The organism is Chitinophaga filiformis (genome assembly GCF_021646545.1).
Lineage (GTDB): Bacteria > Bacteroidota > Bacteroidia > Chitinophagales > Chitinophagaceae > Chitinophaga > Chitinophaga filiformis_A.
Map to the genome: position 1 here is coordinate 1 of NZ_JAKIRP010000028.1, position 17416 is coordinate 17416.

General features: G+C 49.9%; 6 protein-coding genes. 4 read left to right on the forward strand and 2 right to left on the reverse strand.

Translation table 11 applies throughout. The features are described 5' to 3' along the window. Window positions 1–7968 (forward strand): gliding motility-associated C-terminal domain-containing protein (locus tag L3C95_RS34675; RefSeq protein WP_236395259.1); only part of this gene is annotated, 7968 nt, incomplete at its 5' end. Window positions 7969–8107: 139 nt separating this feature from the next. Then, window positions 8108–10027, forward strand: coding sequence for a carbohydrate-binding protein (locus L3C95_RS34680; protein WP_236395260.1), 1920 nt, complete (start codon window positions 8108–8110; stop codon window positions 10025–10027). A 78-nt stretch (window positions 10028–10105) separates the two neighbouring features. On the opposite strand, the gene serA is transcribed toward L3C95_RS34680, so the two are convergent. Beyond that, the gene (gene serA, locus L3C95_RS34685) at window positions 10106–11344 is read right to left on the reverse strand and encodes a phosphoglycerate dehydrogenase (protein WP_236395261.1); all 1239 of its coding nucleotides are present in this window, start codon (window positions 11342–11344) and stop codon (window positions 10106–10108) included. A gap of 298 nt (window positions 11345–11642) precedes the next feature. Between serA and L3C95_RS34690 the strand changes: the two genes are divergently transcribed. Next, the gene (locus L3C95_RS34690) at window positions 11643–12830 is read left to right on the forward strand and encodes a serine hydrolase domain-containing protein (protein WP_236395262.1); all 1188 of its coding nucleotides are present in this window, start codon (window positions 11643–11645) and stop codon (window positions 12828–12830) included. Here the strand turns inward: L3C95_RS34690 and L3C95_RS34695 are convergent, their stop codons facing one another. Further along, entirely contained in the window at window positions 12831–13811 is a 981-nt protein-coding gene (locus L3C95_RS34695; protein ID WP_236395263.1) for a cation diffusion facilitator family transporter, read from the reverse strand. 177 nt (window positions 13812–13988) lie between these two features. On the opposite strand from L3C95_RS34695, the gene L3C95_RS34700 reads away from it, so the two are divergent. Beyond that, window positions 13989–17402, forward strand: a complete 3414-nt coding sequence (locus tag L3C95_RS34700) for a SusC/RagA family TonB-linked outer membrane protein (protein WP_236395264.1) — start codon at window positions 13989–13991, stop codon at window positions 17400–17402. Window positions 17403–17416: the final 14 nt, after the last annotated feature.

Here is a 17416-nt window from a genome sequence, read left to right on the forward strand (position 1 = left end):
GGTGCATGGAGCGTAGTTTCTTCTACTCCTGCAGGATTTACCTTCCCTGCTGCTAGTGTAAGCAACCCAACCGCAACTATCAACGTACCTGCCGGTACAACGGTAACACTGCGTTGGACTACCACTAACGGCAGCTGTACAACTACAGACGATGTTGTGCTGACCAATAATGCACTGCCAACCACTCCGGCTGCTGGTGCTGATCAGACAAAATGTAATACGCCTTCCTTCACACTGGCTGCTAACGCGCCAACTGTAGGAACCGGTGCGTGGAGCGTAGTTTCTTCTACTCCTGCAGGATTCACTTTCCCTGCGGCTAGTGTAAGCAACCCAACTGCTACCATCAACGTACCTGCTGGTACTACCGTGACACTCCGCTGGACTATCACTAACGGTACCTGCGTTTTAAGCGACGACGTGACGCTGACTAACTATGCAGCGCCAGCTCCTGCAAATGCAGGTCCTGACCAGGAAGAATGTAATAATACTTCAACCTTTACCCTGGCGGCTAATGCTCCGTCTGTGGCTGGTGCAACCGGTACATGGACTGTAGTATCCCCTGCCAGCTATACTTTCCCTGCGGCTGAGGTGAATAACCCTGCTGCCAGCATCACCATTCCGGCTGGTACAGTCCTGACCCTGAGATGGACTATCACCAACGGTGTATGTACTACTAACGATGATGTGGTGCTGACTAACTACGCGCAACCAGACGTAGCTGATGCAGGTCCTGACCAGTCTAAATGTGCTGGTACTGACTTCGTAACAGCTGCAAATACACCAACAGTGCCTGGCGCTGTAGGTACCTGGACCGTGATCAGCGGTGCAGCTACGATCAAGGCTGGCGAAGAGAACCTGCCTGTAGCGCACATCACTGTTGCAAACGGTGCTACTGCTGTTCTCCGCTGGACTATCAAGAATGGTCTGTGTGAAAACTTCGATGAAGTTTCACTGACTAACTTCCTGACTCCGGCACCTGCTAATGCAGGCGTTGATCAGCGTGAATGTAACATTCCTACATTCAACATGACAGCCAACGCTCCGGATGTTCCTGGTGCTACCGGTACCTGGACACTGGCTGCAGGATCTCCTGGTTCAATCACTCCGGGTGATGAAAACAATCCAAATGCTGTGATCAACGTACCAACCGGTACCACTGTAACAGCTATCTGGACCATCACTAATGGTGTTTGTCCTTCAGTTGACACCGTGCTGCTGACCAATGATGAACTGCCAGCACCTGCTGTTGCGGGTCCTGACCAGGAAAAATGTAACACTCCAGCCTTCACTATGGCTGCCAACGTACCATCTGTAGGCGTAGGTAAATGGAGCCTGACAGCAGGCACCACTGCTTCCTTCGCTGTTGCAGACAGTACAAATCCAAATGCAGTGATCAACGTACCTGCGGGTGTGACTGTAACTGCTACATGGACTATCACAAACGGTTCATGTTCAACTGCAGACGACGTAGTACTGACCAACTATGTGGCGCCAGCTCCTGCTGTTGCCGGTCCTGACCAGGAAAATTGTAACACACCAACCTTCACTATGGCTGCTGCTGCACCATCTGTAGGCGTGGGTAAATGGAGCCTGGTACCTGGATCAACAGCTTCATTCGCTGTTGCTGACAGTACTAATAGAAATGCGGTGATCAACGTACCTGCGGGTGAATCAGTTCAGGCTATCTGGACTATCACCAACGGTGTATGTACTACTAATGACACTGTAAGACTGACCAACTATGTTGCGCCAGCTCCTGCTGCTGCCGGTCCTGACCAGGCACAGTGTAACACTACCACTTTCACTATGGCTGCTAATACGCCATCTGTAGGTGTGGGTAAATGGAGCCTGCCTGCTGGTTCTACTGCTTCATTCGCTGTTGCAGATAGTACTAATCCGAATGCGGTAATAACTGTACCTGCCGGTGTAACCGTAACAGCTACATGGACTATCACTAACGGAGTATGTACCACTTCTGACGCAGTGACCTTAACTAATGACGCGCTGCCAACTGCAACTGCTGGTGCAGACCAGACTAAGTGTAACACTACTGCCTTCACCATGGCCGCTAATACACCTGCGGTAGGTACAGGTACCTGGACACTGCCTGCTGGTACTACTGCTACCATCACTGCCGGTCAGCAGAACAGCCCAACCGCGGTAATCAACGTACCTGCCGGTGTAACTGTAACCGCTACATGGACTGTTGTAAATGGTACCTGCTCCGTTTCTGACGAAGTAGTGCTGACGAATGACGTTCTGCCAACTGCTGCTGCTGGTCCAGACCAGGCTCAGTGTAACACTACCGCCTTCACCATGGCTGCCAATACGCCTGCTGTTGGTACCGGTACCTGGACACTGCCTGCTGGTTCTACTGCAACCATCACTGCCGGTCAGGAGAACAGCCCAAGCGCTGTGATCAACGTACCTGTAGGTGCTTCTGTAGTGGCTACCTGGACTGTAGTAAATGGCTCTTGTACTGTTTCTGATGCGGTAACGCTGAGAAACGATGCACCGCCAACTACTCCGGCTGCTGGTGCAGATCAGACAAAATGTAACAATACTTCCTTCACACTGGCTGCTAACGCACCAACTGTAGGAACAGGTGCATGGAGCGTAGTTTCTTCTACTCCTGCAGGATTCACTTTCCCTGCGGCTAGTGTAAGCAACCCAACTGCTACCATCACTGTACCTGTTGGTTCAACAGTAACGCTGCGCTGGACTATCACTAACGGTACCTGCTCGCTCAACGACGATGTAGTGCTGACAAATGATGCTCCGCCAACAACTGCTGCTGCTGGTGCAGACCAGACAAAATGTAATACTCCTTCCTTCACACTGGCTGCTAATGCGCCAACTGTAGGAACCGGTGCATGGAGCGTAGTTTCTTCTACTCCTGCAGGATTTACCTTCCCTGCGGCGAGCATAAGCGACCCAGCTGCTACCATCACTGTACCTGCCGGTACATCCGTAACACTCCGTTGGACTACCACTAACGGTACATGTACCTCTACGGATGATGTGACACTGATCAATTTCGCGCTGCCAACCACTCCGGCTGCTGGTGCAGATCAGGCACAATGTAACACTCCTTCCTTCACGCTGGCTGCTAACGTAGCAACTGTAGGAACAGGTGCGTGGAGCGTGGTATCTTCTACTCCTGCAGGATTCACCATCCCTGCGGCTAGTGTAAACAACCCGACTGCGACTGTTAATGTACCTGCCGGTACCACAGTAACATTGCGTTGGACTATCACTAACGGTACCTGCTCTTTAACTGACGATGTGGTGTTGATTAACTATGCGGCGCCAGCTCCTGCTGCTGCCGGTCCTGACCAGGAAAAATGTAACACACCAACCTTCACCATGGCTGCTGCTGCACCATCTGTAGGCGTGGGTAAATGGAGCCTGGTACCTGGATCTACAGCTTCCTTCGCTGTTGCCGACAGCACTAACAGAAATGCGGTGATCAACGTACCTGCGGGTCAATCAGCCCAGGCTATCTGGACTATTACCAACGGTGTATGTACTACTAACGACACTGTAAGACTGACCAACTATGTTGCGCCAGCTCCTGCTGCTGCCGGTCCTGACCAGGCACAGTGTAACACACCAACCTTCACTATGGCTGCTAATACGCCATCTGTAGGTGTGGGTAAATGGAGCCTGCCTGCTGGTTCTACTGCTTCATTCGCTGTTGCAGACAGTACTAATCCAAATGCGGTAATAACTGTACCTGCCGGTGTGACCGTAACAGCCACATGGACTATCCGCAACGGAGTATGTACTACTACCGATAACGTAACACTGACCAACTACCAACAGCCAACTGCGGCTGCTGCTGGTCCTGACCAGGAACAGTGTAACACACCAGCCTTCAGAATGGCGGCTAACGCTCCATCTGTTGGTGTAGGTAAATGGAGCCTGTCTGCCGGAACTACTGCATCATTCGCTGTATCCGACAGTACTAATCCAAATGCGGCGATCATTGTACCTGCCGGTGTAACTGTAACTGCTACCTGGACTATCAGAAACGGTAACTGTGTAACTTCCGACGATGTTGTGCTGACCAACTACGTACAGCCAACTGCTGCTAACGCTGGTGGTGATATGATCCATTGCGATAACGACCGTTTCGTGATGGCTGCTAACACGCCTTCTGTTGGTACGGGTACATGGAGCCTGCCTGCGGGTACAACTGCAAGCATCGCTGCTACCGACTGGAACAATCCGAACGCTGTGATCACAGTACCTGCGGGTGTAACTGTAACAGCGACCTGGACTATCAGAAATGGTACTTGTACCACATCTGATAATGTGACACTGACCAACCACGAAATGCCAGCCAACGCGGCTGCCGGTGCAGATCAGACTCATTGTGACGATCCTAACTTCACAATGGCGGCTAACGTGCCATCTCCTGCTACCGCTGCCGGTACCTGGACCATCGTGAGCGGTACAGCTACTATCGCTGACATTCACAGTCCATCTACCCGTGTGACAGTACCTGCCGGAGGTACAGTAACCCTCCGCTGGACACTGACCAACGGAACATGTACTTCAGTTCCTGATGATGTGGTGCTGACTAACCAGGCTGCAATCCTGGGTAACACCATCACCGCAGATCAGCTGCTTTGTGCTAACCAGACTCCTGCTACCCTGCAGGGCGCTACCCTGAGTGGTGGTAACGGTACCTTCACTTACCAATGGCAGGTGAGCACCACAAGTGCTACTACCGGCTTCGTAAATGTGGCTACCAACGGTACAAATGCAACTTATACGCCTCCAATGATCACACAGAATACCTGGTACAGACGTGTGGTAATGTCAGGTGCATGTACAGGCAACATCAGCAACGCAGTAATGCTGACCCTGATGAACGTTCCGCCTGTTGTGATATCCGTACCTGGTCCGCTGACAGTGGATTGCGTACAGGGTACTGACTACACCACCAGATTCGGTACTCCGGTATTCAGTCACGCTCCTTACGACAACGAGCCACTGACTATTACTTATAACGATGTAACTGTAACTGTTGACGCTTGTACCTTCACGATCATGCGTACATGGACAGCAACTGACCGTTGCGGTCTGACAACTCAGGCACAACAGACTATCACTGTGGTAGACAGAACTGCACCTGTATTCACAAGTACAGCTCCTGCCAACATCACTGTTGATTGTGATAAAGTGCCTGCAGCAGTAAACCTGACAGCAAACGATGCTTGTACCGGTATACTGAATATCGTTCCGATCGAAGTAAGAGTTGATCAGCCAGGTGCATGTGCAAGCAACTATCAGCTGATCCGCAAATGGGTTGCTGTAGATGCATGCGGTAACGCCAGCGATACACTCAGACAGGTGATCACCGTAAGGGATATGACACCTCCTGTGTTCACTGCCCCTGCTCCTGCCAATATCACTGTTGATTGTGATAAGGTGCCTGCAGGACAGCCGCTGACCGCTACTGACAACTGTACGCCTGGTACTATCACTGTAATGCCGGTTGATGTACGTAAGAACCTCTCCGGTAGCAGATGTGCTGACAACTACCAGATCATCCGTACCTGGACAGCGACTGACCTTTGCGGTAACAAAACCGTACTGACGCAGACCCTCACTGTACAGGATACTATCAAACCAAGATTCTCTATGGCACTGCCTCCGGCGCTCACTGTTGATTGTGATAAAGTGCCTGCCGTAGCAACGATAACAGCCACAGACAACTGTACTGTTGCCGTAGCAGTGAAGGTATCTGAGAAGAAAGAGTTCCTCTCTTCTGTATGTACCAGCAACTATAGATTAACACGTACCTGGACAGCCACCGACAATTGTGGTAATACTGCCACCATGCAACAGGTGATCACTGTACAGGATACAACAAGGCCGGTATTCACCGTAGTACCTCCTGCCGATACCACAGTAAGCTGTGATGCAGTTCCTGCTCCGCCTACCAACCTGAGAGCAACAGACAATTGCAGCGCTGTGAAGATCTCTTACACTCAGACACGCGAAACCATTGCGGGTGCATGCGCAAGCAACTACCGCCTGATCCGTATCTGGACCGCTAAGGATCAATGTAACAATACCGCGACTATCCGTCAGGTAATAACAGTAACGGATACCACCAGACCAGTGATCGATCCTGCTCCGGCAAACGTAACACTGAATTGTGGTGATGCTATCCCTGCTGCTGCTACCCTGTATGCACGCGACAACTGTGATGCTACCTTCCCTAAGAAGGCGACTATGACACAGGATCCGTTTACAGTTGACCTGTGTGCCGGTTATACCATCACAAGAAGATGGACCATCTCCGATGCATGTGGCAATGCGGCTATCGAACGTGTGCAGACAATCACTGTGAATCCTTGTCCTAAACCGGCTCTGGATCCTCAACTGCCTGCTAACTGTTCTAACAACACCAAGTTTGCGATCATGCTGCAGAACAAGGTGAGCAGACCAAGATTCACCCTGGTGAGCGTAGTTCCTGCTACCGCAGTAAGCACACCGCTGACACAGAGCAGCAACGTGTTCGACCTGAACGGTGCTACACAGGCTACCTTCATCGTAACCGACGGTGTAACAGGTTGTGTATCCGATCCTATCACTTACGACCTGCAGTATGTAACTAAACCAGTAGTTGAACTGGGCGCCGATGTAGCTATCTGTCAGGGTAGCAGCATCACCCTCGATGCTGGTGTCGACAACGCAGCTTACGACATCCGCTGGTCAACCGGTGCAACCACCCAGACCATCGACGTAACAACTGCCGGTGCCTACACCGTAACTGTTACAAACGGTATCTGTTCTACAACAGACGCTATCAATGTGACAGTAAATATGCCTCCTGTAGTGAACATCCCGGATACTGCGATCTGTGAAGGCCAGTCCGTCAGATTGAACGCTTATGTACAGGGTGCTACCTATGTATGGAGCACAGGTGAAACTACCGCTTCAATTACAGTAAACATGTCGGGCACTTACAGTGTAGATGTTACACTGAACGGTTGTACGACTCATGAGGAAGCTACAGTAACAGTGGGTACGCCTCCTGCTATCACGCTGACTGATGATTCAGAGATCTGTCCGAATGAAACCCTGCTGCTGACCGTTGAACCAGACGGTGGTAGCGTACGCTGGAGCACCGGTGAAACAACCAACTCTATCGTTGTATCAAAAGCAGGTACTTATGAAGTAACCGTAACACGTAATGGTTGTGTGGTTACAGATATGGTGACTGTAACTGAAAGACCTGATCTGGATATTGACCTCGGACCAGATAGAGAGTTCTGTACCGGTGGACGTGTAGTAGTAGATGCTACCCACCCTGATGCGATCTCTTACCTCTGGAATGACGGTGAGACCACTCCGATCAGAGAAATAGTAATGCCTGGTAAATATGTAGTGTCTGTTATGGACAGGTTCTGTTCAAGAATAACCATGGATAGTGTGAATGTAACTGTAGCAGGTATTCCTGAGATCAACCTGGGTCGTGACACCACACTGTGTATCGGTGAAGACCTGACACTGAGAGTTAACGCAGGTGCTGGCAACAGTATCCGCTGGCAGGATGGTTCTACCGGATCTACCTTCAAAGTAACCGGTCCTGGAATCTATACTGTCACAGTGTCTAACGAATGTGGCTCTCTGACGGACCAGATAGCTGTAAGCTACCAGCCATGTGAGCCGAAGCCTCACTTCCCGAATGGCTTCACACCAAATGGTGACGGACATAACGACATCTTCAAACCAGTCGTTAGAGGTCCGATGTACGATTACGACTTACGTATCTACAACCGTTGGGGTGAGCTGATCTTCCTGAGTAAAGACCAGAAAACCGGATGGGATGGCCGATACAAAGGCGCCCTGGTTGAAAATGGTACTTACGTATGGATGCTGAGCTACAAGAAAGTGCTCGGTGGTGCAGTGAATATCGTGAAAGGTGAAGTAACCGCTATCAGATAGTAGAAGTGTAAAGTACAATAGGCAAAGGCGTCCCGGTTATTCCGGGGCGCCTTTCTTTTTGTCTGGTATAGTAATTTTAGTTAATTTGGAACTGATAGGTACCTATACCACCCTCGTAATAACTATTAAATTGTCCCTCATGACAACCTGCAATTTCCATTACAAGCGGGTAATGCGTGCGTTCGCATTATTCGTATTTCTGCTGCTGTCTGCAGTATTCCACGTCAGGGCGCAAACGCCCCGTTTCAAGGTTATCGCTTTCTACCACGGCACTTATGATGCGGCACACATTGCCTTCGTAAAAGAAGCCAATCAGTGGTTTCCGCAAATTGCCGCCCAGTACGGATTCTCCTATGAAGCCACCACCAACTGGGACAACCTGAACGCCGGTTTCCTTGCAAACTACCAGGTAGTGCTCTTCCTGGATGACTTACCAGCCTCCGCATCGCAACGCTCCGCATTCCAGACTTATATGCAGAATGGCGGCGGATGGATGGGTTTCCATGTTTGTGCGTACACAGACAATGCTAACGCCTGGAGCTGGTATCACAACACGTTCCTCGGCACCGGTAATTTCCGTACCAACACATGGGGACCGTCAAGCGCTACATTGCGTGTTGACGACCGTACACACCCAAGCACACTGCGCCTGCCGGCTACATTCACCTCCGCTGTCAGCGAATGGTATGGCTGGCAGAACGACCTGCGCAACAACAGCAACATCAGGGTGCTCGCATCTGTAGATCCTGTGAGCTTCCCACTGGGAAACCAGGCCGGCAATATCTGGTATAGTGGTTACTATCCGATTATGTGGACCAACAAGAACTACAAAATGCTCTATGCCAACTTCGGGCATAACGCAATGAACTACCAGACCAACACACAGACATCTTCAACCTTCGCCAGCGAGATCCAGAACAGATTCCTCATTGACGGATTACTGTGGCTGGGTGGCGTAGACCCGGGCCCCGCTCCTGCCATCCCTGTTCCCGGTACCGTGCAGGCAGAGAACTTCACCACGATGAGCGGTATTCAGATGGAAACGACAACTGATGCCGGCGGCGGACAGAATATCGGTTATACCGATGCCGGTGATTGGCTCGATTACAAAGTGAACGTTCAGACTGCAGGATCTTACAAGGTTGAATTCAGGGTTGCCAGCCAGACCCTCGGCGGCGCTATCGAACTGAGAAAAGATGGTGCAGTACTGGGCAGCGTTACTGTACCGGTTACCGGTGCATGGCAAACCTGGGCTACTGTGACCGACACAGTTGATCTGACAGCAGGCGAACAGACACTGCGTGTGCAGGTGGCAGCAGCCGGTTTCAATCTTAACTGGCTCCGTTTCTCTTCAGCTACCAATCCGCCGTCTGTCATCCCTATTGGCCAGGTGGTCACCCTGAGAGGCAGCAATGGTCTCTATGTAAGCGGTGAGAATGGCACTACAGCCATGATGTGTGACAGACCTGCTCCGCAGACATGGGAACAGTTTTCCGTTCTCGATGCCGGCAACGGGAAAGTAAACCTGCGCAGCATGGGTAAATTCGTTTCTTCTGAAAATGGCACCAAAGCGATGAACTGTAACCGTACAACGGCTGCTTCCTATGAAGCATTCGACTGGATCACCAACGCCGACGGAACCATTTCACTGAGAGGGAATAATGGTATGTATGTTTCTTCCGAAAACGCAGAGCAGGCCATGAACTGTAACCGAGCTACGATTGACGGATGGGAGAAATTCAATTTCACCATAGTGGGTCCTGTGGCTTCAGCTGCTACACTGGCCGTATCCGCTCCGGTAGAAGCAGCACAACCTGCAGCAGGTATTGTGTACCCGAACCCATTTGGCTCACAACTCAACTACACATTACCAGCTAAGATCTCTTCCCACACTGTTGCGATCTATGATTTCTCAGGAAAGCAGGTATTACGCACTGTGGTTAGATCTAAACAATCCACTTATTTCTTAAACGTGAGCAGTCTGCCAAGAGGCATGTACATCCTGGATATTTCCAGCGGTAGCTATCACCAGCGAGTTAAAGTGCAGAAAGCTGAATAACGATTCATAGCAGGATCAAAAAAGCAAAAGGGTGTCCACCAAATGGCGGACACCCTTATATTTTACAGACCGTTGCTATTAATATAACAGTCTTGCTTTGATCGTATGGTTCACTTCCCTTAGTAAGGAGAATGCTTCCTTGGACAATTTACTGTCTACATCCAATACCACGTAACCGATGGTATCGTTGGTTTTCAGGTACTGCCCCAGGATGTTGATCTTATTCTGGGATAACACCGTATTGATCTCAGACAACACACCCGGCACGTTCTGGTGAATATGCAGGATACGGTGCGTATGATCAATAGCCGGTACGCTGATAGCAGGAATGGTATGAGAACCGAAGCTGGCCCCTTTTTCCAGGTAGTTCAGCATTTTGCTGCTCACATCCAGCCCGATGTTGTGCTGTGCTTCCTCTGTGCTTCCTCCGATGTGCGGCGTCAGGATGACGTTAGGCAGCTTTTGCAGTGGCGTCGAGAAGGCAGCGCCATTCTTTTCCGGCTCCACAGGGAATACGTCAATAGCAGCTCCTGACAGGTGTCCACTGGTCAACGCATCTTTCAGGTCGTTCAGCTCCACTACCTCGCCGCGGGCGTAGTTGATGAAGATCGCACCTTTCTTGGTGTATTTCAGCGTCTCTTTGTTGATCATATTGGCAGTGGTCTTGGTGGACGGCACGTGCAGGGATATGATATCCGCCATTTCGAACAGCGACTCCAGGCTGCGGATCTGTACCGCATTACCCAGTGGCAGTTTGGTTTCCACATCATAGTAGAACACGTTCATACCCATGGCTTCTGCCAGTACGCTCACCTGGCTGCCGATGTTACCGTAGCCCACAATACCCAGCGACTTGCCACGCAGTTCGTAACTACCTTTAGCCTCTTTCATCCACACACCCTCATGTGCCGCTGTATTCTTGTCTGGTATACGGCGTATCAGCATAATGGACAGGCCGATCACCAGTTCCGCTACAGAGCGGGTATTTGAATAAGGTGCATTGAACACTGCTACCCCCATCTCACGGGCGCTCTTCAGGTCTACCTGGTTGGTGCCGATACAGAAGCAGCCAATTGCCTGCAGCTTATGAGCGGCCTCCAGTACTTTCCTTGTGATCTGGGTCTTGGAACGGATCCCCAGCAGATGAACATCTTTTACTTCACGGATCAGATCTTCTTCGCCCAATGCCCCCGACAGTCGTTTTACATTAGCATATCCTGCCGATGTAAATTCCGCCACTGCGGCATCGCTGATATTCTCCAACAATAAAATATTGATCTTCTCCTTCGGATAACTTGTCAACTTTTGCTGATCCATGATTTTATTTTATGTGTTACCAATTGCAATAAACAATTGGCTTAATAATTGTTATATGGCCAAACGAAGGCACAAACCTAAAAGATGTTAAGCAATTATCAAACAGTCGGTCCTTCAAATTTGATTTCGTCAAAAATTATATCACATTTGGCCTTTTTTGACCGTTTTAGAGGTTTAAATCTTAAAATACCTTTAAAATCGGATTTTCAGGACTGTTTTTTTTGTGTAACAGATCATTAGGGCCTAATTTTAGCGCCTTTAAAATTAAGCAGAAACAGAACAGAGTCTAACTAGCAGAATGAAAGCAGCTTATATTGTATTGACCATCTCAGGTATTGCTTTATATGCCATTACCGCATGCCAGAGTAATGCGGCTAATAGCTATCGTAAATCCAAAACAACAGACACTCCCCGGGCTGAAGTATTGAGCGAAGCAGCGCTCGCCGTTCTTAACTCATCCGTAACCAAGGCACAACAGACAGAACTGACAGCTTTTTATCAGAATCTCGTCCGATCCGGCTTCAATGGCGCCATGCTGGTGGCAAAAAAAGGTGTGGTGATATTCGAACGCTACCACGGTCTTGAGAACTACCGGAACAAAAAGTCAGCATTGAACGATAGTTCTTCCTTCCAGCTGGCATCCGTGTCCAAGACCTTTACAGCTATGGGCATTCTCTACCTGATGGAGAAACAGCAACTCAGTCTGACAGATTCCGTACAGAAATATTATCCGCAATTTCCATATAAAGGTATTACGATCCAGATGCTACTGTCTCACCGCAGTGGCCTGCCCAACTACCTCTACTTCTGCGATAGCATCTGGCCCGACAAGGACAGGTTTCTCTCCAATGACGATGTGATCCAGCTGATGATCAAACACCGTCCGCGTCTGCAACATACTCCCAACACGCATTTCCAGTATTGTAACACCAACTATATGCTGCTGGGATCCGTTATCGAAAAGGTAAGCGGACAGAAGTATGCCGACTTCATGCAAAAGACCTTTTTTAGTCCCCTGGGCATGACCAATACCTTTGTGTACGCCCCTGCTACAGCCGTACGTCCTCATCAGACCGCCAGTCATAAATACAATGGCCAGCTGGAGCCCGATACATATTTCGATGGTGTGGTAGGCGACAAAGGCATCTACAGTACTGCCAGAGATATGCTCAAATGGGACCAGGCGCTTTACAGCGGCGAGCTGTTCACGGAAGAAACCATCAAAGCAGCCTACACTCCTTACAGTCATGAGAAACCAGGCATCCGCAATTACGGCCTAGGCTGGAGATTACTGGTCAATCCGGACAGCAGCGAAATAGTGTATCACAATGGCTGGTGGCATGGCAACAATACAGTATTCAACCGTATTATTAAAGATACTTCTACCATCATCATCCTGGGTAACAAATATAATCGCAACATCTACCGTGCAGTAAAACCGATCAGCGCCATCCTGGGGCATGGCACTGAGGATGGGGAAGAATAATTATTCACCGTGTTTCCGGTTAGGTAACACATTCTCTCTTGTCCACCCGATCAGTCCTGTAAATTTATCCTGTCTTACCGGGCAGTCTGTCAGCTGACAATAATGACAGCAGAGCGGGATACAGGGGTCTGTATGTATAAAGAATTCGACTTCTCCGGACGAAAATTCACCATTTACCAGTCGCTCCAGCGCTTTTAACTCGTCATGCGCATCGCTGAGCTCCAGGTAATAAGGCAGGGTCAGATGACAGTCTATATGATAGTTATTTCCATATTGCTGTACTCTCATATTGTGTATGTCGATCCAGTTAGCGCGTCTGTGAGCACTCAGGATGGCTATCACCCTGTCCACTACACGCATATCTGTTTCATCCATCAGACCTGAAATAGAGGTTCTCAGCAACTGATACCCTTTCCGTAAGATCAGCACGCCCATCAGCAATGATGCCAGCGGATCTATCCATTGCCAGCCGGTTACATGGATCAGCAACAGGGCGGCTATCAGTCCCACACTACTGTACACATCTGTCATAATGTGCTGGCCATTTCCGGAGATGGTCAGTGAAGACAATTTTTTACCCTCCCGCACCAGGAATACTCCCAATACCAGGTTGGCCAGCGTGGTACCTGCCACCAGCCATAGGCCTTTGTCCAGTTTGTCAAGTGATGTCGGATCGAAGAAATACTGTGCTGTCTTGAAAAGAATAAGCAGGCCGGCAATAAAGATCATGGCCCCCTCAAAACCGATAGAGAAAAACTCTACTTTTCCATGTCCGTAAGGATGATTCTGATCCTTTGGCTTCCCCGTCAGGTAAATGCTGTAGCAGGCAAAAGCGCCGGCAACGACGTTAATAATGGATTCGAGGGCGTCAGATAGAATAGCGACAGAATTGGTCACGTACCATGCCGCGAATTTGGTTCCCGTCAGAATAAAACTGACGATGAGTGATACCAGTATAACGCGTAATTCTCTTCTCTGCAAAACGTGATGGATTGATCCACAAAGAAAAGGAAAATATTGCGTAAGTTAGTAGAGGGTTCTGTGACTGACAACTGTATGTAGAATTGCGTTGATTTATCCTTAGTAAGTAATAATCCTGAGTATTATAGTGTAATCGTTTTTCTTTCAGCTCCTTGATGGGCAACCAAAATCTGTAGTATGTACATTTTAAACCCAAAAGCAAAGTGGTTATGCCTGCTTGTATGCAGTGCATTCTGCGAAATCCATGCAAACGCCTCTCCCCTGACCAGTAAAGCTGTCTCACCAGACAGTTACGGATCATTCCAGCAACAGCAGCCTGCCACGGAAACTGTTACCGGTATTGTTCGCGTATACGGTAAGAGCGGGCGTCCCGAGGCCATTCCCGGCATCAATGTAATTGAAAAAGGCACCGTCAACGGCACTGTTACCGATGCCGCCGGCGCCTATACGTTACGGGTGAAAAAGGGCGCTACCCTTACCTTTTCCATGGTCGGATATAAGTCCCGGGAATTGCGGGTTTCGGCCGCCACACCGGTCAATCTCATCCTGGAGGAAGACATCAGCGCTCTGAAAGAAGTGGTGGTGACCGGGTACCAGACCATTGACCGTAAACTCTTTACCGGCGCCGCTGCCAGCGTCAAAGCCTCCGACGTTAAACGTGATGGTATTACTGATGCCAGCCGTATGCTGGAAGGTCAGGTGGCAGGTGTAAGTGTACAGAACGTATCCGGTACCTTTGGTGCTGCACCTAAGATCCGCGTGCGTGGGGCTACCTCCATTACCGGCGACAATAAACCGCTCTGGGTGGTGGATGGTGTTGTACTGGAAGATGTGATCAATGTTTCCAACGAGCAGCTTTCCACCGGTAACCCTGCTACCCTGCTGGGTTCTTCTGTGGCAGGACTGAACCCCGACGATATCGAGAGTTTCCAGATCCTGAAAGATGCCGCCGCTACCTCACTCTATGGTGCCCGCGCTATGAACGGCGTAGTGGTGATCACTACCAAAAAAGGAAAGGTCGGCAAACCTGTTATCTCCTATACCGGCAACTTCTCAACTTATCTCAAGCCTACCTACGACCAGTTCGACATCATGAAGTCTGACGACCAGATGGCGTTCTATAATGAACTGTCCCTGAAGGGCTGGCTGAACCACTCCGATGCCACCCGTGCAGAGAATGGCGGCGTCTATACCAAGATGTACAATCTCATTGACACCTATAATGCCACCAACGGCCAGTTCGGCTTGTACAACAGCCCCGAGTCCAAACGCCAGTTCCTGGAAAGATACGCGAAGGCCAATACCAACTGGTTCGATGTACTGTTCCGCAATTCTTTTATGCAGGAACATTCCCTGAGCGTGTCCTCCGGTACAGATAAATCACAGCTCTACGTATCCACCAGCTTCCTGCAGGACCAGGGCTGGACGATAGCAGATAAACTGAAGCGCTTTACCGGCAACGTAAGGGCCAATTACAATATCAGCGACAAAGTATCATTTGGATTCATCACACAGGCCGTGATCCGCGACCAGCGGGTGGCGGGTACGCTGAACAGGAACAGCAATCCTGTTACCGGGCAGTTCGACCGCGATTTTGACATCAATCCTTACAGCTACGCACTCAATACCAGCCGCGCGCTCACCGCATATGACGAAAGCGGCAAGCTGGAATATTTTACACGCAACTTCGCCCCTTTCAATATTGTAAATGAGCAACGCAACAACAACATCGACCTCAGTCAGCTCGATATTAAACTACAAGGCGATTTCTCCTATAAGGTCCTGAAGAACCTGAAATATACATTCCTGGGCAACATTCGTTATGTAAAGTCCTCCCAGGAACACAAGATCAGGGAAAACTCCAATATGCCCCAGGCCTACCGGGCAGCCGGCGATGCCACCATCCGGGACAGGAACCGCTTCCTTTACCGCAATCCTGATGATCCGGAGGCAGAACCTGTGGTAGTATTGCCTTATGGCGGTATTTATACTACGGAGGATGATTACCTGGTGAGCTATTACTTCCGCAATACAGTAGAGTTCAGCAAGAACTGGAATGACATTCACCTCATCAACTTCCTCGGAGCACAGGAATTGCGCTATGCCAACCGGCAGAACAGGCAATTCGATGGTTATGGCTACCAGTTTGACAAAGGCGGCGTGCCCTTCATAGATCCGAATATTATCAAGCAGAATGTTGAAAATAACTTCAACTACTACAGCATGGGCATGAACTATGACCGCTACCTGGCATATCTGGCCAATGCTGCCTATTCCTATAAAGGGAAATATAACTTTAACGCGAGCATCCGCTATGACGGGTCGAACCTGCTGGGGGAATCCCGTACAGCACGCTGGCTGCCTACCTGGAATGTAAGCGGTTCGTGGAACGTGGACACGGAAGATTTTATGCGGGGACAGAACACCGTCAACAGGCTCACACTGAGAGCCACCTACGGTCTTACAGGCAGTATGGGTAATGCGCGGAACTCAAGTGTAGTATTGCAGAACCGCAGCACCGACCGCCCTTATCTTTCCGAAATAGAATCTTCCATCTACATACAGAGCCTGGAAAACTCTGAGCTGACATGGGAGAAACAATACGAAGCCAACGTCGGTATTGACGCAGGTCTGTTCCAGGATAAACTAAGCATTACCGTGGATGGTTATCTCCGTAAGGGCTTTGACCTGATAGGCCCTATCCGTACCTCCGGTATTGGCGGCGAGAGCATCAAGATCGCTAACTATGGGGACATGAAGTCGCACGGGGTAGAAGCAACCATCGGTTATAATATCGTCAATGAAAGCAAATGGGGATTGCGCACCCAGCTGACCCTGGGTTATAACAAAGGGGAAATCACCAACCTGCAGAACATTCCTATCATCTGGGACCTCGTGGTGGCAGAAGGCGGAGCTACTGTCGGTCATCCGGTACGGGGGCTTTATTCCATACCGTTTGAAGGCCTGAACCCCAAAGATGGTACCCCGCTATTTACCAACCAGGATGGTATCAAAAGTGGCAATGTATATCTGCAGAGCCCTAAGGTAGAAAACCTGGTGTACAACGGCCCGGTAGATCCAACGTTGACAGGAGGCTGGTACAACAGCCTTCGTTACAGCAACTTTGCGCTCTCTGCCCTGGTGACCTACAGCACGGGTAACAAGATCCGGCTGAATCCCGGCTTCAAACAGATCTACTCCGATCTGGACGCCAGCTCGAACGACTTCCTGAACCGCTGGACATTACCTGGTGATGAGAACCGTACCGACGTGCCTTCTGTGATGGATAAGCTTAGCCAGTCCCTGCTGAATGGCGCCACCCCTTACAACAACTACAACTACTCTACCGCCCGCGTGGCTGATGGAGATTTTGTAAGGCTGAAACAGGTATCACTGTCCTACAATCTGCCGCCGAGAATGATACGCCGTGCGGGCTTTAACAATCTGTCTGTCAGCCTGGTAGCCAACAACGTCTGGCTGATCTATTCAGATGACCGTTTGAATGGCCAGGACCCGGAATTCTTCAATTCAGGTGGTGTAGCCCTGCCTATACCAAGACAGTTCACATTCTCTCTGAAAGCAGGTTTATAACGTAAAATACTGAC